The sequence below is a fragment of the Sphingomonas sp. SORGH_AS_0879 genome (assembly GCF_030819175.1).
In the GTDB taxonomy this organism is placed as follows: Bacteria; Pseudomonadota; Alphaproteobacteria; order Sphingomonadales; family Sphingomonadaceae; genus Sphingomonas.
This window is the reverse complement of sequence record NZ_JAUTBJ010000002.1, coordinates 3,228,013-3,253,402: the sequence shown is the minus strand read 5'-3', so window position 1 is coordinate 3,253,402 and position 25,390 is coordinate 3,228,013. Positions and strand designations below refer to the sequence as shown.

Genomic DNA, 25,390 nt, shown 5'->3' with positions numbered 1-25,390 from the left:
TAGGCGAAGTTCTTGCATAAAAGATAGCTAGATGCTCGCCAAGCGAAGGCGATCCGTCGCGTATTTTGTACTGGATAGAAAAATGATCGTTCGTTCACGCACCCGCTCCAAGTTCTTCGCTTCGGCGCCGATCTTCGGTCTGTCTTTGGCAGGGCTGGTGCCTCTGAGCCTTCCCGCCTTCGCTCAGACCCTGCCGACCGGCGGCCAGGTCGTCGTCGGCCAGGCGACGGTGCAGTCGAACGAGATGGACATGACCGTCCGTCAGGCGAGCAGCAAGGCGATCATCGATTGGGACGGCTTCTCGATCGCCAAGGGCGCGACCGTGACGTTCCAGAACGGCCGGGACGGCGCGACGCTCAACCGGGTGAAGGGCGCGTCCGCCAGCGTCATCGACGGGTTGATGAAGGGCGAAGGGTCGGTCTACCTCATCAACCGCAACGGCATCGTCATCGGCAAGACCGGTGAGATCAATGTCGGCGGTCGCTTCGTCGGCTCGACCCAGGATCTGACCAATTCGGCATTCATGGCGGGCGGCGACCTGTCGCTGTCCGGTGTCAGCGAAGCGGCGATCGTCAATTACGGCAAGATCGGCAGCCTGGGCGGCGACGTCGCGCTCGTCGCATCGAAGGTGACGAACGAGGGCGAGATCGACGCGGCCAAGGGCACGGCGGGGCTGCTCGCGGGCTATCAGGTGCTGTTGCGCGACCAGTCGGAATCGGCGGGCAAATTCTCGGTCGTGGTCGGCGGGGCCGGTACCTCGGCCACCAATGTCGGCGCGATCGCGGCGGCGGAGGCGGAGTTGCGCGCGCAGAGCGGCAACATCTACGCGCTCGCCGGCAACACGGGCGGCGCGATCAACGCCCGAGGTGTGTCCGCCAAGGATGGCCGCATCTTCCTGACCGCCGAAGGCGGGGAAGCGCGGATTTCGGGCACGCTGACCGCGCGCCGCGCGGACGGCGCGGGCGGCGCGATCGAGGCGACGGCGAAGAACGTCCTGCTCGACAGCGGCGCGACGCTGGATGCGTCGGGCAACCTGGGCGGCCGTGTGCTGGTCGGCGGCGACTGGCAGGGCGGCATGACGGACGCGCTGCGCGTCGCGGATCACGACATCGCACGCGCGGACGCGGTGGTGATGGCGGAAACGGCGAAGATCGACGTGTCGGGCAGCACCGGTGCGGGCGGTAAGGCCGTGCTGTGGTCGGACCACTACACCAATTTCCTGGGCAAGATCGACGCCAGCGGCGCCACCGATGGCGGGCGGGTCGAAACCTCGTCGCTGCGCGTGCTGAACGCGCTCGGCACCGTGGATGCGAAGGCGGTCAGCGGCAAGGCGGGCGAGTGGCTGCTCGATCCGTCGGACATTACCATTTCGACCGCGGCGAGCACCAACGGCAGCTTCAACGGCGGATCACCCAACGTCTTCACCCCGGCGGCGGCATCGTCGACGATCAACAACGCGACGATCAACACCAGCCTGAGCGCGGGCACCAGCGTCACCATCAGCACCGCCAGCGCCGCCGGGGGCAATGGCGACATCACCCTTTCCGCGCCGATCACCAAGTCGGGCGGCGGCACCGCCACCCTGTCGCTGATCGCGGACCGCAACATCCAGGTGAACGGCGCGATCACGTCGAGCGTAGGCGCGCTGAACGTCGTGCTGAACAGTCGTGCCAGCGGTGGCGCGGAGGGTTATGTCGGGGGCTCGACGGCCATCACGACCAATGGCGGCTATCTCCTCGTCGGCGGCGGCTCTGCGGCAAGCGGCGCGGTGCAGAGCAGCACCAGCAACGCGGCCTATTTCTACGGAGCGATCGATACCGCGGGCGGCAACGTCACGATCCGAGGCAAGTCCACGCCCTACGTCGGCGTCGTATACAACTCGATCAACGCCGGCGGCGGCGATATCACGCTCGTCGGTGAAAGCGGTAACGGCACAGGTCTCGCCACCAACGGTGCCCCCCAGGCCAGGACGTCCGGTGCCGGCAAGATCACGATCACGGGCACGACGGCGTCGACCAACTATTTCGGTGTCGACCTGAACGATGGCGCCACGATCGTGGGCGGCACGGGCGGGGTCGTCATCACCGGTACCAACACCGGCGAGGCTGGTGTTTTCCTGCGTTCGGGTACGTTCAGCTCGGCCGGCGACATGAGCATCAAGGGCGTTTCGACGACCGGCCGAGGGCTGGTGCGCGGCGTCGTGTCAGGTGTGATGGACATCAGCGCGACGGGTGCGCTGACACTGGAGGGCGTCACCGGGGCGACGGGCAAGCAGGGGCTTGTGATCGACGGCACCGGTGCGTTCAAGGCGACGACGACCAACGGGCTGCTGACGATCAAGGGGACCGGTGGCAACGCTGCCTACAATACGTCGAACGACTATCTCGCGGCGATCCAGCTCGGCTCGAACAACAACCCCACGTCGATCACGCTTACCGCCGGTACTGGCGGCCTCAGCATGGTCGGCACAGCGCTGGGCAGCGCCGCCTACGGCATCATGTCGCCCAACGGCGGCTTCACCACGATCACCTCCGCCGGGGCGGTCACCGTCGAAAGCAACCGCACCATCTATGGCGAAATCGACGTCACCCAGACGGGTGGCAGCCATAGCAGCATCTACGCCGAAACCGGCACCGTGCGCTGGGGAAAATTCGACCAGCAGTCGGCGGGCGCGACACTGACTGTGCAGGCGGACCTTGGCGCGATCTATCTGACGCGCGGTCTGGTCAGTTCCGCGGGCCGACTCAATCTTTCTTCCGCCTATGAAATCGGCACGGCAAGCCTCCGCGCGGGCGACGACCTGAGCATCCAGGGTGGGACGACGTCCGGCCCGGTCACCGTGAACGGCACGATCGAGCAGACCGGCGCTGGTGCCATCACCATCTATGCGGGCGGCGCGCTGAATTTCAGCGCGCTGACTACGGCTGGCAAGGGCGCGATCGACATATTCGCCACCGCCGGTGTGTCTCTCGGCACCATCACCAAGAAGAGCACGGCGACCGACGCCTCGACGCTGACGGTGCGGTCCAACGCCAGCATCTATGCCAACAATGCCATCACCGCCGAGACGAACGCGGGCGCGCTGAACGTGGTGTTGAACAGCCGGTCGGCCGACGCCGCCATCGGTTTTGTGAGCAACGGTGGTGCGATCACGACGCGGGGCGGCAACGTGACCATCGGCGGCGGTTCGGCCGCGGGCGGCGCGGCGGTCGACACCACCGGCTATGGCGCGAACATTGCGGGCACGATCACCACCGCCGGCGGCAACGTGACGATCACCGGTAGCTCGACCAGCAGCCTCGGCACGCTGGTCACCAATGTGGATGCGGGCGGTGGCAACATTACCGTCACCGGCACGAGCAGCACTGGCCGGGGCCTGACGTTGCAAACCAGCGGTCGGCTGGTGACCTCCGGCGCCGGCAAGATCACGATGACCGGCACGTCGGGTTCGGCAAACGCCCTGGTGTTCGACACCACGGGAACGGTCACCGGGGGCACCGGCGGCGTCGTCATCACCGGTACGGCGGGCGATACCGCTGGCGGGAGCGGTATCGCCCTCGCTGCCGGGACGATCAGTTCGACGGGTGACATCAGCATCACCGGAACCTCATCGACCGGCTACGGCATCTATCGCGGCGGTTCGGATTTGAGCATCACCGCGCAGGGTGCGCTGACGCTCGAAGGCAAGACCGGGACGGGCGGTTATCAGGGTATCTACGTCGACGGCAATAGCGGTAACAAGGTCAACCTTACGACGACCACCGGCCTGCTGACGCTGAAGGGCGAGGGCGGCGCGAATCAAGGCGCCAGTATCTTCAAAACCGCGATCGGGTTCGGTAGCAACACCTATTCGCCCACCACCACCATCACGGCAGGCACCGGCGGGCTGAACATCGTTGCCAACGGCATCGGCGGCGCCACCCTTGGCCTGGTTTCGTGGCTGGGAGGTTCCACGACGATCAACTCCGCCGGGGCGATCAATGTCACGTCGAACAAGGACATCATCTTCTATGCCCCGACCACCCAGACGGGTGGCGGTGCCAGTGCGCTGACCAGCACCGCTGGCTCCGTATATTGGGGGACCTTCTCGCAGAACGCCGGCAATCTGACGGTCAATGCGGCGCTTGGCATCAACATGACGCAGGGGTTGGTTGCAGCGGCGGGCACGCTCAGTCTGACGGCGAGCAGCAGCATCGATACGTCGACGTTGCGCGCGGGAGCGGACCTGACGGTCACCGGCGCCAGCCAGACGAACACCAACATATCGCTCCAGACGGTCACCCAGACCGGCAACGGCATCATCAAGCTCACCTCCGGTGGTGGCCTGTCGATGGGAGCGATCACCACGGCAGACAAGGGCGATATCACGCTCACCAACGGGGCGGGCGACCTGACGCTGCCGACTATCACGAAGAACGACGCGACCGACGCCTCGACGCTGACTGTGAAGGCGAAGAACAATCTTACCGTCGGCGGCAACATCAGCACGACGGCGGGTGCGCTGAACATATTGCTCAACAGCCGGTCGACCGATGCCTCGACCGGGTGGGTGCTGGTATCGTCCGGCGTGGCGATCACGACGCTGGGCGGATCTGTCACCATCGGCGGCGGATCGGCCGCGGGCGGCGCGGCGATCGGTGATTCGTCCAGGGGCGGGGCGGACATCGGCGGCACCATCACCACGGGCGGCGGCGCCATCTCGATCCTCGGCACCGCCTCGGCGAATTCGGCCGTTTTCATCCAGAGCCTGAACGCTGGCGGCGGCGACATCACAGTCACCGGGAACAGCAGCGCTGGCGGGCATGGCGTTCGCGTCTATGGCAACGGCTCGATTACGACGTCGGGCGCGGGCAAGATCGCGCTGACCGGCACTGTGACCGGCACCGGCAGCAACACCGGCCTGACGTTCGGCGACGGCGCGACGCTGACCGCTGGCACCGGCGGCGCGACGCTGACCGGGACCGGCACCGACGGCTATGGCGTTTTCATGGGCAGCGGGACGTTCACGTCCACCGGCGACATGAGCGTGCTGGGCACGGCGACGACGGGATCGGGCTATTATCGCAACACCACGGCCAACCCGACCACCGTCGGCGCCACGGGCGCGCTGACCCTGTATGGCAAGACCGGCGCGACCGGCAAGACCGGCGTCAGCGTCGCCGGAACGACGAAATTCACCGCGCGCACGACCAACGGCCTGCTGACGCTGAAGGGCGACGGCGGCAACGCCGCGCTGGATTCGTCGCACTATCTGTCGGCGATCCAACTGGGCACGAGCAACCAGGCCACGCCGGTCGCGATCGAGGCCGGCACCGGCGGGCTTACCATCGTCGGCACCGCGCTGGGCAGTGCCGCCTACAGCATCAACACGCCGAACTCCGGGATCACCACCATCACCTCGGGCGGTGCGGTCACGATCAGCGGCAACAAGTCGATCGAGGGCTATATCACCGCCACCCAGACTGCGGGCGGCAACAGCAGCATCACCAGCACCGGCGGCGCCGTCATCTGGAGCAGCTTCACGCAGAGCGGCGGCGGCGACCTGTCCATCGCCTCCGGTTCGGCGAGTCTCCTCAACCTGCGCGCGGCCAGCAGCACGACCGGCAAGCTGACCATCAGCTCCGGCACCCAGATCAGCACGGAGGCAATCAGCGCGGGTGGCGACACGACGCTGACCGCGGCGAACGGGACGCTCTCGACCGGCACGATCGGCCAAACCGGCAACGGCGTCATCACCGCCACCTCGACCGGCAACATGACCCTCGGCGCGATCACCACCGCGGGCAAGGGCGACATCACGCTGACCACGGGCGGCAGCGCGAGCCTGGCATCGGTGACCAAGAACACCGCGACCGACGCATCGACCCTGAATGTCCGCGCGAACGCCAACGTCACCGTCAGCGGCGCGATCACGTCGAACGCGGGCGCGCTCAACGTCCTGCTCAACAGCCGCTCGAACAACGCGTCGTCGGGCTATGTCAGCCTCGGTTCGACAGTTACCACGAAGGGCGGCAACCTGACCATCGGCGGCGGATCGGCCGCCGGCGGCGCGGCGATCGGCGACTCGGCGCAGACCGGCGTCGAATTGTCGGGGGCGATCTCCACCGGCGGCGGCAACATCACTGCAATCGGTACTTCGGCGGGCGGTATAGGCATTCAAGCCAAGTCGCTGAGTGCCGCGGGAGGCGATATCACCCTCACGGGGACCAGCGGCACCTATACCGCCGTGAACCTGATTAATTCTCCCCTGCTCACGACCGCAGCAGCCGGCAAGATCCTGGTGAATGCCACAACAGGGACGCTCACTTACCAGGGCATTTATATCGGTGACAATGCAACGGTGACTGGCGGCACTGGCGGTGTCACCATGACGGGCACCTCGTCGGGCGGCCAAGGCATTCTGATGTTCAGCGGGACGTTCAGCTCGTCCGGTGACATGACCCTCAAGGGCAATTCGACAACCAACGTCGGCTTCGCGCGTGGCGCAGGCTCGGTCGTGGCCGACCTCAGCGCGACCGGGGCGTTGACGATCGAGGGCAAGACCACGGCGTCCGGCACGCAGGGCATACTGATCGACGGAACGGCCGCGTTCAAGCTCAAGACCACCACCGGCCTGCTGACCATGAAGGGCGAGGGTGGCGCTTCGAGCGGGGGCGCAAACTACTATCGTGCCGCGATCCAGCTTGGTCAGTCCAACTCTGCCACGCCGGTCACCTTCGATGCCGGCATGGGCGGGCTGAACATCGTCGCCACTGCGCTTGGTGGTGCGACCTACAGCCTGTACGCGATGTCCACCAATGCGTCGATCACCTCTGCCGGCGCGGTCACCGTCACCGGCGACAAGGAGATTTACGCACGGATAGCCGCCACGCAAACTGCCGGCGGCCCCAGCAGCGTTTCGGCCACGAGCGGCAACCTGACCTGGGAGAGCTTCGCGCAGAACGGCGGCGACCTGTCGTTCAACGGAACTTCGACGGGCAACATCACCGTCAACTCCTCGCTCAGCGCTGCGGGCAAGCTCAGCGTCCTCGGCGCTAATGTGATCTCGACCCGCGCGCTGACCGCTGGCGATGACATCACGGTCACGACGGCCGCGAGCGTGGGCTCCATCACCACCACGGCGATCAACCAGACCGGCAGCGGCGCCATCGCGCTCACGGCGTTCAACGGGATCACCACGAACTTCATCACCCAGGCCGCGAACAAGGCCACCACGATCACGGCCGGGGGGACATTCACCTCCGACGGCGTGAAAACGCCGGGTGACCTGACGATCTTCGCGAACCAAGTCGTGCAGACGACTCCGTCGTCCAACGCTCCGACCAACTGGATCGAACAGACCGGCTCGGGCGCGATGACGATCACGACCAAGCAGAACATGGCGATGGGGTCGAAGATCGCGAAGACCGGCGCGGGCGCCGCTTCGCTGACGCTGAAGTCCTATGGCAATGTCGACGTGTCCTCGTCGATCAACGCCACGACCGGCAAGATGGCGGTGACGCTGCAGGGCGGTGCCGATCCCGCGTCGAGCGGCCCCACCAGCGCGACGGTCGGCGTGTCCGGCTCGGGCGTCGTCAATACCAACGGCGGCAACTTCCTCGCGCGTGGCGGTGCCGGCGCACTGACCGCGATCGTCGATCCGACCGTCGCGGGCTCGACCTTCGTCTCCACCATGCAGGCGACAGGTGCCGTCATCTCCGGCATCGGCGGCCGCGTGAACACCATCGGCGGCGACCTCGAACTCCGCTCGGTCAACGGCTTCGTTTCGATCGCCAATATCGGCGTCATCGGGGCGGGCAACCTGTCGATCTACGGCCTGAGCAGCGGCACGGGCGCGGGTGTCGAGGTCAAGGACTTCACCCTGTCCGCAGAAAGCGGGGCTGTCACGCTGTTCGGCGCGTCGACCGGGACCGGTCCGGGCGTCAGCACCAGCGGCACCGGGCGCGTCACCGCGCTGACGACCGGCGCGATCAACCTCTCGGGCTCGACCCGTGGCACGACCGGGAACGCCACGCGCGGCGTCGTGATCGCGGGTACGACCGGCGCGACCCAGTCGCTGACGGGCGGCACCATCACCGTCAAGGGCGTCGGCGGCAGCGGCACCGGCTCGCACGGTGTCCTCATGTCCAGCACGGTCACGGGCAAGGACGTCTCGATCACCGGCACCGCGACCGGCACGGGCACCACCAATGCGGGCATCTCGCTGGAGGCGGGCACGTCCACCGGGCTGATCGATGCGACCAACAACATCACCCTGACCGGCGTCGACAACGGCGCGGGCAAGGGTATCCAGCATTCGTCGAGCAGCTATTACCGCATCGGCACCGCGACCACTGCGGGCACGGCGAAGCTGAAGGCCAATTCCATGTCGCTGGGCGGCGCGGGCGGGCCGGTGGTGTTCGCGCCTGCGGGCACCCTGCTGTTCACGGCGCTCGACGACGGCTCGCTGACGATCGACCAGAATATCTTCATCGCCACGAATCCGATCACCTCCCTCGCCAGTGGCGGACCGGCGGTGGTGCAGTTCGGCGACAACAGTGCGGGCTCCATCAACTTCCGCTCGGTCAGCGGCTATAACGCGTTCAACCGCTCGATCACCTTGGGGGCGAAGGGGATCCTGACGCTGTCCAACGCGGGCGCAGGCGGCCTGTTGATGAAGGAGGTGGTGCTCACCGGCGAGGCGAACGTCACCCAGTCGGTCGACATCACCGCGACCAAGCTCAGCGGCAAGGCCAATGAAGTGTCGTTCGGCCGCTCGGGCAACGAGATTGCGGCGCTTGGCGATATCGACATCGCCAACGGGATGATGCTGGTCAACTCCGGCCCGCTGGTCATTTCCGGCACGAACAAGTTCGGCACGGCGGCGCTGCGTACCACCGGCGATCTGACGCTGGCCTCAGGGGCGACCCTCACCGCCACCGGCTCGGACGCGATCTCGCCGCTCCAGGTCGTCAGCGGCAGCAAGTTCGTCAACAATGCCGGTGCAAGCGTGCTGACGGTCAACAGCGGCAGTCGCTGGCTGGTCTGGTCGCAGGACCCGACCCTCGACACGCGGGGCGGCCTGGCCGCGAGCTTCATCCAATATGGCGCGTCCTATGGCTCCAGCGGCCCGGCGGGGCTGGGCAACGGCTTCCTCTACACCGTCTCGCCCACGGTCACGGTGACGCTGACGGGCACGTACAGCCGCGTCTATGACGGCACGGATTCGGCGCTGCTGCCGCAGTCCAACTATATCCTGACCGGCCTGCTCAACGGCGACACCGGCACGATCTATTCGACGGCGACCTTCGCCGACAAGAATGTCGGGACGGGCAAGACGATCACCGCCACCGATCTGGCGCTGGTCACCCGCAACGGCGCGAACCGGATCTACGGCTATCAGATCGCGTCCAACACGATCACCGGCAACATCGGCACGATCACGGCCCGCGCGCTGACGGCGACGCTGACGGGCACGGTCGGCAAGATCTATGACGGCGCGACCACCGCCACGACGCTGGCAGGCAACTACCAGCTGTCCGGCGTGCTCGCGGGCGATACGGTGAGCCTGAGCGGCGGCACCGCCAGCTACGACACCAAGAATGTCGGCTTCGGCAAGACGGTGAGCGTGTCGGGCATGGCCCTGACGGGCACGGATGCCAGCAACTATTCGGTCAATGCGACGACCTCGGCACAGGTCGGGGTGGTCACCGCCAAGGCGCTGACCGCCAGCATCAGCGCACTGAGCAAGACCTATGACGGCAACGCCTTCGCCAGCCTGTCGGCGGGCGACGTCACGCTGACGGGCCTCGTCACGGGCGACAGCGCCACGCTGGGCGCCGGTGCGGTGGCGAGCTACGCGAACAAGAATGTCGGCACGGGCAAGACCGTGGTGGTCGCTGGCCTGACCCTGACGGGCACGGACGCGGGCAACTATACGGTCGCCAACACCGTCTCCACCAACAACGGCACCATCCTGGCGCGCGCCCTGACGATCGCGCTGGGCGGCACCGCCGGCAAGGTCTATGACGGAACGACGACCGCGACACTGACGTCGGGCAACTTCAGCGTCAGCGGCCTGCTCGGCTCCGACAGCGCGACGTTGTCGACCGGCGTCGCGGCATATGACACCAAGGATGTCGGCACCGGCAAGACCGTCACGGTCACGGGCATGTCCCTGACCGGCGCGGACGCCGCCAACTACACCTTCGCCACCAGCGTGACGGGCAATATCGGCGCGATCACCGCGAAGACGCTGACCGCCTCCGTGGTCGACGTCAGCAAGACCTATGACGGCACCAACTCCGCCACGATCGGCGCGGGCGGCCTGTCCCTGGTCGGCGTGATCGGCAGCGAGGCCGTGACCTTCGGCGCGGGCGCGACCAGCGTCTATTCCGACAAGAACGCGGGTACCGGCAAGGCGGTGGTCGTCAGCGGCCTGTCGCTGACCGGCGCGGATTCGGCGAACTATGTCCTGGCCAGCAACACGATCAGCGGCCTGGGCACGATCCAGAAGAAGGCGCTGGGGCTGACGCTGACGGGAACGGCGTCCAAGACCTATGACGGCACGACCGGCGCGACGCTGAGCAACGCCAACTATGCCATGACCGGCGTCGTTTCCGGCGACACCGCAACGCTCGTCCAGGGCACCGCTGTATACAACAACAAGAATTCGGGCACGAACAAGACGGTCTCGGTATCCGGCCTGAGCCTGTCGGGCGCGGATGCGGGCAATTACTCGCTCGCCTCGACGGTCAGCGGCACGATCGGCACGATCACGGCGAAAGCGCTCACCCTGACGGCCGTCACCGGCCAGAAGGTCTATGACGGCACCACGACGTCGTCCGAAGCGGTCCAGGTCACCGGTCTGGTCGGGGGCGACACCGTTGCCGCGACCCAGTCCTATGACGTCCAGAGGGCGGGTACCCGCTCGCTCCAGGTCGATGCGGGTTATGTCATCTCTGACGGCAATGGCGGCGCGAACTATGTCGCGACGGTCGGTTCGGCGGCCAGCGGCACGATCACGCGGCGTCTGCTGACGGCGACGGCGGCGGCCAACGACAAGACCTATGACGGCACCACCGCCGCCACCGGCACGGTGACGCTCGCGAACGTCGTGGCCGGCGACACGGTCAGCGCCGGCGGCGGGCTGCTCGCCTTCGTCGATCGCAATGCGGGCGTGGGCAAGGCCGTCACGGCCAGCGGCTGGGGCCTCGCGGGTGTGGACGCGGGCAATTACACGCTGGGCACGATCGCCAACGGCGTCGCCAATATCGGCAAGGCGGCGCTGACGCTTACCGCCGTGGCGGACAGCCGCACCTATGACGGCACGGTCGCCTCGGCTGGCACGGTGACGTATTCCGGCCTGATCGCCGGTGACACGCTGACCTCTGCGACGCAGGTGTTCGACAGCAAGAACGCGGGTAGCCGGACGCTCAAGGTCAATGCCTACACGATCAGCGATGGCCATGGTGGCGCGAATTATCAGGTCGCACTGGTCGATGGCAGCGGCACGATTGCGAAGAAGGAACTGACGGGTCAGCTCACCGGCACGGTGAGCAAGATCTATGACGGCACCACCACCGCATCCCTGAGCAGCGCGGACCTTGCCGGCATCATCGCGGGTGATCTGGTCAGCGTCTCGAACACGGGCGCGACCTATGCGGACAAGAATGTCGGCACGGCCAAGACGGTGACCGTGACGGGCATGAGCCTGGGCGGGGCGGATGCGGGCAATTATCAGCTCCGCTCGACCTCGGCCTCGGGCGATATCGGTGCGATCATCGCGCGGACGGTGACGATCGATACGTCCGGGCGTGGTGCCAAGACCTATGACGGCAGTGTTTCGCTCAGCACCGGCCAGCTCGCGCCGATGACGCTGACGCTGGCCGATGGGGACGCGACGACGCAGGCGATGCTGGCGGCGGACGGCGTCGCGATCGATGCCTCGGGCATGACGGGCACGCTGGCGGACCGCAATGCGGGCTCTGGCAAGAGCGTGATCCTGAACGGCCTGGCGCTCACGAACAATGCGACCGGGAATTACGTGCTTTCGTCCGCTGCGGTGACGGGGCTGGCCGATGTCGGCCGCAAGGCGCTGACGCTGACGGCCGGCGGCGAGATGAAGACCTATGACGGCACGACCAATTCGTCCGCTACCGTCGTCTCATCCGGCATGGTGGGCGGCGACGCCTTCACGGCGACGGCCAAGTTCGAGGAGAAGAACGCCGGCACGCGGCAGGTCCTCGTCGACAGCTATACGATCGATGACGGCAATGGCGGCGGAAACTACGCGGTCACCACGGTGGCCGGGACCGGCCGGATCCTTCGGCGACTGGTCACCACCACGGCGATCGCGGACAACAAGGTCTATGATGGTACGACCAGCGCCACGGGCACGTTCACGACGCTGACCGATGTCATCGCCGGGGATAGCCTGGGCGTCGCAGGGACCATGCAGTTCGCCTCGCGCAATGCGCGGACCGGGGAAACCGTATCGGTCTCGCAGGCTGCGCTGACCGGCGCGGACGCCGGTAACTACGTCCTTAACACCATCGCCGACACGACCGCGGATATCACCCCCGCTTCGTTGATCCTGCGCGCCGCGGAACAGACTCGCGAGTACGATGGCACGACCCGGTCGAGCGGCACGGTCACCGCGACCGGCCTGAAGGCTGGCGACAGCTTCACCGCCAGCCAGTCCTTCGATTCGAAGAATGCGGGCAGCCGCACGCTGACCGTGAATTCCGACTATCGTATCTCGGACGATGTTGACGGTCGTAACTATGTCGTCACGCTTGTCGGTACGACAGGGACGATCACGCGTCGGTCTCTGACCGCGACGGCGATGATCGACACCAAGGTGTACGACGGAACGACGGCGGCGACGGCCCCGTTCATCTCCTTGACGAACGCCGCGCTGGGCGATGATGTCGATGTAGTCGGTGGGACGTTGAGGTTTGCCGATCGCAATGTGGGCTTCAACAAGGCTGTCACCGTCACGGGCGCTTCACTGGGCGGTACGGATGCCGGCAACTACATCCTCAGTGATGCCGTGTCCGGCACCGGAGCGATCATTCCTGCCGCGCTGACGCTGAATGCTGTCAGCGATACCAAGGTCTATGACGGCACCGTGAATTCGGCGGGAATCGTCGCGACTGTGGGTCTCGTCGGCGGCGATGCCGTTATCGCCACTCAGACCTTCGACGCAAAGGATGCCGCCGCACGTACGCTTCAGGTCAACAACTACTCTGTCATCGATGGCAACGGCGGCCGCAATTACGATGTCACGGTGGGTGACGCGGCCGTGGGCGCGATCACGCCCAGGTCGATCAGCGCCGACGCTACGATCAACAACAAGGTCTATGACGGCACGACCTCCGCAACCGGCACCATCAACGGGCTGACCGGCGTCATCGTCGGCGACGCGGTGTCGGTCGATATGTCGAACGGGGTTATCAGCTTCGTCAACCGCGATGCAGGTATCGGCAAGGCAGTAACTGTCGGCGGTCTGACGCTGAGCGGCATCGATGCGTCGAACTACCGGTTGGCGGCGACCGCCAACGGCACCGCCAACATCACGAAGGCGACGTTGACGCTGACGGCTGCGGCGGACAGCAAGACCTATGACGGCACGGTGCTGTCGACCGGGGTCGTGACCGCCAGCGGTCTGGTCGGCGGCGACACGATCAGCGGCCTGACGCAGGCGTTCGAAAGCAAGAACGCAGGCACCCGTGCGCTGAGCGCGAATGCCTGGACGATCAGCGATGGCAACGGTGGCAACAACTATGCGGTGACGAAGGTCGATGCGGTCGGCACCATTGCGCAGAAGCTGCTGACCGGCCAGATCGTCGGTTCGATCAGCAAGACCTATGACGGCACCGATACCGCCACGCTGAGCGCGGCCAATCTGGACGGCATCATCGCGGGCGACGTGGTGACGGTGTCGAGCACCGGGGCGACCTATGCCGACGAGAATGTGGGTACGGGCAAGACCGTGACGGTGTCGGGTCTGGCGCTGGCGGGGACCGATGCGGCGAACTATGCGCTGCAATCGACCTCGACCCAGGCGGCGGTCGGAACGATCCTGGCGCGTCAGATCGCGCTCAGCCTCACGGGCAACGCTGCCAAGACCTATGACGGCACGACCGACCTGACGGCGGCGCAGCTCGGTACGCTGAGCTTCGGGCTGGCGGACGGCGACACCGCGACCCAGGCGTTGCTGGTGACCGACGGCGTGGGTGTGGACCTGAGCGGCATCACCGGCACGCTGGCGGATCGCGATGCCGGCAACGGCAAGAGCGTGACGCTGACCGGCTACGGGCTAAGCAACAACGGCCTTGGCAACTACGTCCTGACGACCGGGTCGATCCAGGGCGTGGCCAACGTCGCCAAGGCGACGCTGACGCTGACGGCGGCGGCGGACAGCAAGACCTATGACGGCACGGTGCTGTCGACCGGGGTCGTGACCGCCAGCGGTCTGGTCGCCGGTGACACGATCAGCGGCCTGACGCAGGCGTTCGAAAGCAAGAACGCAGGCACCCGTGCGCTGAGCGCGAATGCCTGGACGATCAGCGATGGCAACGGTGGCAACAACTATGCGGTGACGAAGGTCGATGCGGTCGGCACCATTGCGCAGAAGCTGCTGACCGGCCAGATCGTCGGTTCGATCAGCAAGACCTATGATGGGACCGATACGGCCACGCTGAGCGCGGCCAATCTGGACGGCATCGTCGCGGGCGACGCGGTGGTGGTGTCGAACACGGGCGCGACCTATGCCGACAAGAACGTCGGCACGGGCAAGACCGTGACGGTGTCGGGCCTGGCGCTGGCGGGGACGGATGCGGCGAACTACGCGTTGCAGTCGACCCAGGTGCAGGCGTCGGTCGGCACGATCCTGGCGCGCCAGATCGCGATCAGCGTCAGCGGTACCGCCGCCAAGACCTATGACGGCACGACCGCTCTGACGGCTGGCCAGCTCGGCACGCTGAGCTTCGTGCTGGCGGACGGGGATAGCGCGACCCAGGCATTGCTCACCAGCGACAACATCGCGGCGGACCTGAGCGCCGTGACCGGCACGCTGGCGGATCGCAATGCGGGCAACGGCAAGAGCGTGACGCTGACGGGCTATGACCTCGTCAACAACGGGCTGGGCAATTATGTCCTGACGAACGGCTCGATCCAGGCGGTGGCCAACATCGCCAAGGCGACGTTGATGCTGACCGCAGGGTCGAACAGCAAGACCTATGACGGGACGGCGCTGTCGACCGGTGTCGTGACGGCCAGCGGCCTGGTCGGTGGCGACACGATCAGCGGCATGACCCAGGCGTTCGAAAACAAGAATGCGGGCACCCGCGTGCTAAGCGCCAATGCCTGGACGATCAGCGACGGCAATGGCGGCAACAACTACTCGGTCATCAAGGTCGACGCGGTCGGCACGATCGATCGCAAGCTGCTGACCGGCCAGCTCGTCGGAACGGTCACCAAGACCTATGACGGCACCGACACGGCCACGCTGAGCGGCGCCAATCTGGCGGGCATCATCAGCGGCGACGACGTCATCGTCTCGAACACCGGTGCGACCTTCGCCGACAAGAATGTCGGGACCAACAAGGCCGTGTCCATCACGGGCATGGACCTCAGCGGCAGCTCGGCGGGCAATTATCTGCTCCAGTCGGACTCGGCGAGCGCCAATATCGGCACCATCTTCGCGCGTACTGTGACGCTCAACCTGGCCGGTCTGGGGACGAAGACCTATGACGGGACCACAGCCCTTGCGCACAGCCAGTTGGGTTCGCTGGCGCTGACCGCGGCCAGCGGTGATGCGGCGACGCAGGCACTGATGGCGACCGATGGCGTCTCGTTGGATGCGTCGGGCATGACCGGCGTGCTGGCCGATCGCAACGCGGGCACCGGCAAGGGCGTGTCCCTGTCGGGCTATACGCTCGCCGGAAATACGCTGGGCAATTATGTGCTGGCCTCCGACACGGTCAGCGGCCTGGCGAATGTCGATCGCGCGACGCTGGTCCTGACGGCGGCGAACGAGAGCAAGACCTATGACGGCACGGTTGCCTCGACCGGTACGGTCGGCGTCGTCGGGCTGAAGACCGGCGACACCGTCACCGATCTGTCGCAGGCCTTTGCCAGCCGCAACGCGGGCAACCGCGCGTTGCAGGTCACCAGCTACACCCTCGATGACGGAAATAACGGCGCGAACTACGTCGTCCAGCGTGTCGATGGCACCGGCACGATCGCGCAGCGTCAGTTGAGCGTCATCGCCACCGCCAACAACAAGGTCTATGACGGCACGACCACGGCGACCGGCACGTTCGGGCCGTTGCAGAATATGGTCGTAGGCGACAGCGTGGGCGTCACCGCGACCCTGGCCTTCGCCGATCGCAATGCGGGGGCGGCCAAGACGGTCACGGCGTCGAACATCATCCTCAGTGGAGCGGATGCGGCCAATTACTCGCTGACCAACATCGCGGACAGCGTGGCGGATATCGCCAAGGCATCGCTGGTGCTGACGGCGGTGACTGATGTGCGCCAATATGACGGCACGCGGACCTCCACCGGCGTGGTGTCGGCTGCTGGCCTGGTGTCGGGTGACAGCTTCACCGCGACCCAGTCCTTCGCCGACAAGAATGTCGGCAGCCGCGCGCTGCGGGTCGATGCGGGCTATGCGGTCAATGATGGCAATGGCGGCAACAACTATGTGGTGACGGTGGTCGACGCCACGGGTGCGATCACGCAGCGCGTGCTGACCAGCTCGGTCACTGTCGATACCAAGGAGTATGACGGCAATACGGCGGCGACCGGTACGTTCGGTACGCTCCAGAACGTCGTCGCCGGAGAGACGGTGACGCTGTCGGGCGGCACGCTGTCCTTCGCCAACCGCAATGCGGGCACGGGCAAGGCGGTCAATGTGACCGGCGCGACGCTGGCCGGTGCGGATGCGGCCAATTACGTGCTGAGCACGATCGGCGGTGGTACGGGCACGATCACGCAGAAGGCGCTCGTCCTGAACGCGGTGACGGACACCAAGGTCTATGACGGCACCACCGCCTCGGCGGCGCAAGTGCAGGCGGTCGGCCTGGTTACGGGCGACGTGGTCACCGCGACCCAGTCCTTCGACAGCAGGAACGCGGGCGACCGCACGCTGGCCGTCAATGGCGGCTGGGCGATCGCGGACGGCAATGGCGGCAGCAACTATGCCGTCACCATCGGCGGCACCGCCTTCGGCACGATCAGCCAGAAGGTTCTCCAGGCGATCGCGACCGTCAACGACAAGACCTATGACGGCACCATCGCAGCGACCGGCGCGGCCACCGGCCTGTCGGGCGTGGTGGGTGCCGACGCCGTGGCTCTGGGCGGAAGCGGCGTGTTCGCCTTCGTCGATCGCAACGCCGGTAACGGCAAGGCGGTCACCGTCAGCGGCATGACCCTGACGGGCGCGGATGCCGGTAACTACAGCCTCGCGTCGATCGCCAACGGCACCGCCAACATCGCCAAGGCGACGCTGACGCTGATGGCGGCGACGGACAGCAAGACCTATGACGGCACCGTCGCGTCCAGCGGCGTGGTCACGCACTCCGGTCTGGTCGCCGGCGACACGATCAGCGGCCTGACTCAGGCATTCGACAGCAAGGCTGCGGGCAACCGCACGCTGAGCGCCAACGCCTGGACGATCAGCGACGGCAATGCCGGTGGCAACTATGCGGTGACGAAGGTCGATGCCGCGGGATCGATCGGGCAGAAGCTGTTGAGCGGTCAGCTCAGCGGCACGGTCACCAAGGTATATGACGGTACGACGACCGCGACGCTGCTGCCGACCAACCTGCTGGGCGTAGTCGCGGGCGATGCGGTGGTCGTGAGCACCACCGGCGCGGACTATGCCGACCAGAATGCCGGTACCAACAAGCTGGTCACCGTGTCGGGCATGTCGCTGAGCGGCGCGGATGCGGGCAATTATGTGCTTCAGAGCGCGTCCACGTCCGCGAACGTGGGTGAGATCACCGCGCGCCGGATCGTGGTCAGCACGAGCGGCCTGGGTGCGAAGACCTATGACGGTACGACGCTGCTGGCGGCGAACCAGATGGGCTCGCTCGTCTTCCTTGCGGCCGATGGCGATGCCGCCACCCAGGCTCTCCTGTCCACCGATGGCGTCTCGCTGAACGCCACCGGCGTGACCGGTACCCTGGCCGACCGCAATGCGGGCACGGGCAAGGGCGTGACGCTGACGGGCTATGCGCTCGATGGCAACGGGCTCGGCAACTATGTGCTGTCGTCCACCACGGTGGGCGGTCTGGCCGATGTCGCGCGGGCGACGCTGGTGCTGAACGCCGTGGGGGACAGCAAGACCTATGACGGTGCGCGGACGTCGACCGGCTCGGTAGGGATGACCGGGCTGATCGGTAGCGATACCGCCACGGCGGTGCAGTCCTTCGACAGTCGCAATGCGGGCGACCGTGTGCTGCAGGTCAGCAGCTACAACATCGTCGACGGCAATGGCGGCGGCAACTATGTCGTGACGCTGCAGGACGCGGTGGGCACGATCGCCAAGCGGGAACTGACCGCGGCGGTCATGGTCGCCGACAAGGTCTATGACGGCACGCGCGCCGCGACCGGCACGTTCGGGGCGCTCCAGAACCTTGTCATCGGCGACACCGTCAATGCGACGGCGGCGATGACGTTCAACGATCGCAATGTCGGCGCCGGCAAGCTGGTCACGATCAGCGGTGTTGCGCTGACGGGGGCGGATGCGGGCAATTATACCCTGCTTCCGATCGCCAGCACGGCGACCGCGGCAATCACCCGGGCCGCGCTGTCGCTGACGGCGACGACGGATATCCGCCAGTATGACGGCACGCTGGCTTCGTCCGGTGCGGTCCAGGCGGTTGGCCTGGTCACTGGTGACAGCTTCACCGCCAGCCAGTCCTTCGCCGACAAGAATGTCGGTAGCCGCGCTCTGCGGGTGGATGCGGGCTATGCGGTCAATGACGGCAATGGCGGCAACAACTATGTGGTAACGCTGGTCGACGCGACGGGGGCGATCACGCAGCGTGTGCTGACCAGCTCGGTTACCGTCGATACCAAGGAGTATGACGGCAATAGGGCGGCGACCGGCAGCTTCGGCGCCCTGCAGAACATCGTCGCCGGAGAGACGGTGACGCTGTCGGGCGGGACGCTGTCCTTCGCCAACCGCAATGCGGGCGCGGGCAAGGCGGTCAACGTCACCGGCGCGACGCTGGCCGGTGCGGATGCGGCGAATTATGTCCTGAGCACGATCGGCAACGGCACGGGTACGATCATGCATAAGGCGCTCGTCCTGAACGCGGTCGGCGATACCAAGGTCTATGACAACACCACCGCCTCGACGGCGCAGGTGCAGGCGGTCGGCCTGATCGCGGGTGACGTGGTCACCGCGACCCAATCGTTCGACAGCAAGAATGCTGGCACCCGCACGCTGGCCGTCAATGGCGGCTGGACGATCGCGGACGGCAATGGCGGCAACAACTATGCCGTCAGCATCGGCTCCACCGCCTCCGGCACGATCGGCCAGAAGGCGTTGCAGGCCAACGCGTCCGTCAACGACAAGGTCTATGACGGCACGATCTCGGCGACGGGCGTCATCACCAGCCTGGTCGGCGTGATCGCGGGCAATGATGTCCTCACCAATGGCAACGGCACGTTCGCCTTCGTCGATCGCAATGCGGGCGACGGCAAGACGGTCACCGTCAGTGGCGTCACGCTGACCGGCGCGGATGCTGGCAACTACACCATCGCTTCGATCGCCAACGGCACCGCCAACATCGCCAAGGCGACGCTGACGCTGACGGCGGTCGCGGACAGCAAGACCTATGACGGCACGCTGCTCTCAACCGGTGTCGTGAACGCCAGCGGTCTCGTCGGCGGCGACACGATCGGTGGTGTGACCCAGGCGTTCGATACGAAGAATGCGGGTAACCGCGTGCTGAGCGCCAATGCCTGGACGATCAGCGATGGCAATGGCGGCAACAACTATGCGGTGACGAAGGTCGATGCGGTCGGCACCATCGCGCAGAAGCTGCTGACCGGGCAGATCACCGGCCCGATCAGCAAGACCTATGACGGCACCGACACGGCCATGCTGAGCGCGGCCAATCTGGACGGCATCATCGCGGGCGACGTGGTGACGGTGTCGAGCACCGGGGCGACCTATGCCGACAAGAATGTCGGTACGGGCAAGACCGTGACAGTGTCGGGTCTGGCGCTGGCGGGGACCGATGCGGCGAACTATGCGCTGCAATCGACCTCGACCCAGGCATCGGTCGGCACGATCCTGGCGCGTCAGATCGCGCTCAGCGTCACGGGCAATGCGGCCAAGACCTATGACGGCACGAGCGGCCTGACGGCGGCGCAGCTCGGTACGCTGAGCTTCGTGCTGGCGAATGGCGACACCGCGACGCAGGCGCTGCTGACCGGTGACGGCGTCGCGGCGGACCTGAGCGCGGTCGTCGGCACGCTGGCGGATCGCAATGCGGGCAACGGCAAGAGCGTGACGTTGACGGGCTATGGCCTGAGCAACAACGGGCTTGGCAACTATGTCCTGACGAACGCCTCGCTCCAGGCGGTGGCCGATGTCGCCAAGGCGACGCTGACGCTGACGGCGGCGGCCGACAGCAAGACCTATGACGGGACGGTGTCGTCGACCGGTGTCGTGACCGACAGCGGCTTGGTCGCTGGTGACACGATCAGCGGCGTGACCCAGGCGTTCGATACGAAGAACGCTGGCAGCCGCGTGCTGAGCGCCAATGCCTGGACGATCAACGACGGCAACGGCGGCAACAACTATACCGTCACGAAGGTCGATGCGGTCGGCACCATCGCGCAGAAGCTGCTGACCGGCGAGATCACCGGCACCGTGTCCAAGGTCTATGACGGGACGACGGCGGCGTCGCTGCTGCCGACCAATCTGCTCGGCGTGATCGCGGGCGATGCCGTTACCGTGACGACGGGCAGCGCCACTTATGCCGACCGGAATGTCGGTGCGAACAAGCTGGTGACGGTGTCGGGCATCACGCTGAACGGCGTGGATGCGGCCAATTATCTGCTCCAGGGCACGACCGCATCCGCGAGTGTCGGCGAGATCACCGCTCGCCAGATCGCGGTGACGACGACCGGTCTGGGTGCGAAGACCTATGACGGCACGACCCTGCTGGGTACCAACCAGCATGGGACGCTTACCTTCCTTGCGGCGGATGGCGATGCGGCGACGCAGGCGCTGATGAATGCCGATGGCGTCGTGCTGAACGCGACCGGCGTCACCGGCACGCTGGCGGATCGCAATGCCGGTACCGGCAAGGGCGTGACGCTGTCGGGCTACACGCTCGATGGCAACGTATTCGGCAACTATGTCCTGGCATCCGCCACGACCACGGGCCTTGCGGATGTCGCCCGGGCGCAGCTGACCCTGTCGGCCGTCGCGGACAGCAAGGTGTATGACGGCACGTCGGCGTCGAGCGGCACGGTCGCCGTCACCGGCCTCGTCGCCGGTGACACGGTCACCGCGACCCAGGCGTTCGACAGCCGCAACGCCGGATCGCGTCTGTTGCAGGTGGGTGGGGTCACCCTCACCGACGGTAACGGCGGCGGCAACTATGTGGTGACGTTGCAGGACGCCAATGGCGTGATCGCCAAGCGCGACCTGACCACCTCGGTTTCCGTCAACGACAAGGTCTATGACGGCACCACGCTGGCTACCGGCACGATCAGCCCGTTGCAGAACGTGATCGCCGGGGACGATGTCGCGGTTTCGGTCGCGATGGCGTTCGCCGACCGGAATGCGGGCGCGAACAAGACGGTGACGATCGGCACCGGTACCCTGTCGGGCCTGAGTGCGGCCAACTACAATCTCGTCCCGCTGCCGACCTCGGCCACGGCGACGATCGCCAGGGCCGCCCTCGCGCTCACCGCCGTCAGCGATATCCGCCAGTATGACGGGACCTCGACCTCGACCGGCACGGTCGTTGCCAACGGTCTGGTCGCTGGCGACAGCGTCACCGCCAGCCAGGTCTTCGACAGCAAGAATGCTGGCGGACGGACGCTGCGGGTCGCTGCGGGCTATGCGCTCAACGACGGTAACGGTGGTAACAACTATGCGGTGACGCTGGTCGATGCGGCGGGTGCGATCACCCAGCGTGTGCTGACCACCTCGGTCGCGGTCGATACCAAGGAGTATGACGGCACCACTGCGGCGACCGGTACGTTCGGCGCGCTTCAGAACCTGGTGAGCGGCGAGACGGTGACGCTGTCGGGCGGAACGCTGGCGTTCGCCGACCGCAATGCCGGTATCGGCAAGGCGGTCACCCTCACCGGCACCACGCTGGGTGGCGCAGACGCGGCCAATTACGTGCTGAGCACGACCGGCAACGGGACGGGCACCATCACGCGCAAGGCGATCGCGCTCAACGCGGTGGCCGACAGCAAGGTGTATGATGGCACGACCGCCTCGGCGGCGCAGGTACAGGCGGTCGGCCTGATCGCGGGCGACGTGGTCAACGCAACCCAGTCGTTCGACAGCAAGAATGCGGGCGACCGCACGCTGTCGATCAACGGTGGCTGGACGATCGCGGACGGCAATGGCGGCAACAACTATGCCGTCAGCCTCGGCAACCCGGTCGCGGGTGTCATCAGCCGCAAGGAACTGCAGGTCACCTCGCAGGTCGCGAACAAGGTGTATGACGGCACGACGGTTGCGACCGGCACTATCACCGGCCTGTCTGGCGTGGTCGCTGGCGACGCTGTCGCGGCGAACGGCACCGGGACCTTCGCGTTCGTCGACCGCAATGCCGGTATCGGCAAGTCGGTCACCGTCAACGGCGTGACGCTGTCCGGTGCGGATGCCGTCAATTACGTGCTCGGCACCATCGCGAGCGGCACGGCCAATGTCGCCAAGGCACTGCTGACGCTGACGGCGGCGGCCGACAGCAAGGTCTATGACGGCACCGCGGCGTCGGTCGGGACGGTCGCGATCAGCGGTCTCGTCGCGAACGACACCGCGACCGCCACCCAGGCCTTCGACAGCAAGAATGCGGGCAGCCGCACGATCCTGGCCGACCGCTGGACCATCAGCGACGGCAATGACGGCGGCAACTATGCCGTCGTCCGGATCGTCGCGAACGGCTCCGTCGCGCAGAAGATGCTGACGGGCCAGCTCACCGGCACGGTCAGCAAGGTGTATGACGGCACGACCGCCGCCACCCTGTTGCCTGTCAACATCGATGGTGTGATCGCGGGCGACGCCCTGACCCTGACCATGGCGGGCGCCAGCTATGCCGACCGCAATGTCGGCACCGGCAAGCGGATTACGGTGAACGGCATGGCGCTTACCGGCGCGGATGCGGGCAACTATGTCCTCCTGTCGAACAGCGCCGCCGCTGATGTCGGCACGATCACGCCGCGCGCGGTGACGGTTGTCGGCTCGGGCTTGGGTGCGAAGACCTATGACGGTCGTACGCTGCTCGATCACAGCCAACTGGGCACGCTGACGTTCGTCGCGGCGGGCGGGGATGCCATGACGCAGGCGTTGCTGGCGGCCGATGGCGTCGTGCTCGACACCAGCGGCGTCACCGGTACGCTGGCGGATCGCAATGCGGGCAGCGGCAAGAGCGTCGACCTGACGGGCTACGCGCTCGATGGAAATACGTTCGGCAACTACGAGCTGGTCAACCAGACGGTGCGTGGCGTCGCGGATGTCGCACGGGCGCGGTTGACCCTGACCGCAACGGGCGAGGACAAGGTCTATGACGGCACAACGACCTCGTCGGGCACCGTCCAGGTACTGGGCCTGATCGCGGGCGACACCGCGACGGCCGCCCAGGCCTTCGACGCCAAGAATGCGGGCAATCGACGGATCAAGGTCGTCGACGTCTCGCTGGCGGACGGCAATGACGGGGGCAACTATGCCCTGACGCTCCAGGATGCCTCGGGCGTCATCGCGAAGCGCACCCTGACCGCTGCGGTCACGGTGAACGACAAGGTCTATGACGGCACGACCGTCGCGAGCGGCAGCATCGGCTCGCTCGGCAATGTCGTGAACGGCGACAGTGTCGCTGTGGCGGCGAACATGGCGTTCGCGGACCGGAATGTCGGCGCCAACAAGGCGGTGACACTGTTCGGGGTCATGCTGGCGGGTGCCGATGCGGGCAACTATACCCTCGCACCGATCGCGAACGGCGTCGCCACGATCCGCAAAACGGATCTGACGGTGATGGCGACCGCCGACCGCAAGGCCTATGACGGTACGATGGCGTCGAACGGCACGGTGACGGTCAGCGGCCTGGTGACCGGCGACCAGATGACCGGGCTGAAGCAGGCCTTCGACGGCAAGGATGCCGGTAACCGGTCGATCGCGGTGACGAACTGGACGCTCGATGATGGCAATGGCGGCGGCAACTATAATGTCGTCAGGGTCAATGCGCTTGGCCTCATCACGCCGCGCGATGTCGTCGTAACCCTGAACAGCGCGTCGAAGGTGCAGGGGCAGGCCGATCCCGCACTGAGCTTCACGGTCACCGCCGGCGGCATGATGACGGGTGATACGATGACCGGCACTGCCGTTCGCGACGCCGGGGAAAGCGTGGGCAGCTATGTCATCCGGCAGGGTAGCCTCTCGGCCGGACCGAACTATGCGGTCACCGTCGTGGATGGCCGGTTCAGCATTGTCGCCAATAACACCGACGGTGGCGGCCGAACTGTGACCCCGGAAATCGTGAAGGAGGCGGCTTCATTGGGCAACCAATTGCCTCCGGTCATCCGAGCCGACACGGGTGCGGGGGGCATCTCCGGCGGCTCGAACTCCATCTCCACGGCTCCCTGGTTCGCTACAGACCCCTTCGGCGGCGCCGGGCAGGGTGGGGCCGCCCCCCAGGGCAACGCCAGCGGTCAGCCGGCAGGTGGCGCCAAGGGCGGCACGAATGGCCTGAACGGCGGCAGCCAAACCAACGCCAACGGTCAGCAGGCAGGTGGCGCTTCGGGCGGCAAGAACGGCCAAGGTGCCGGCGGCCAGACCAACGCCAACGGTCAGCAGACTGGCAGCGCTTCTGGCGGGAAGAACGGTCAGGGCACTGGCACACGGACGGACGCCAACGGTCAGCAGAGTGGCGACGCGCAGGACGGCAAGAATGGCCAGAATGCCGGAGCTCAGGATGATACCGGGCGGCGGCAGAATGGTGATAGCCAAGGCGGTACCGATGGCCAGAACGGCGACGGTACGGCGAAAGACTCGAACGATCGTGACGGCGGGGAAGGGGATAAGGCCTGCGCCTCGGGTTCCAAGAGTGCGGGCAATTGCGTGCCGGCCAAGGGCTTCACGCTTCCCTATCCGACGAACCGGATCATCACCCCGATCATCAGGTTTCTGCAACGTTGA

General features: G+C 66.4%; 1 protein-coding gene. It reads left to right on the top strand.

From position 1 onward, the window contains the following. The first annotated feature begins 82 nt into the window (after positions 1-82). A complete protein-coding gene (locus QE379_RS15360) occupies positions 83-25,390 on the top strand; it encodes a YDG domain-containing protein (RefSeq protein ID WP_307001832.1) in 25,308 nt (8,435 codons plus the stop codon).

Bases quoted from the DNA above. Each gene is read 5' to 3' on its own strand.
- QE379_RS15360 (WP_307001832.1), top strand. From the start codon at position 83: ATGATCGTTCGTTCACGCACCCGCTCCAAGTTCTTCGCTTCGGCGCCG.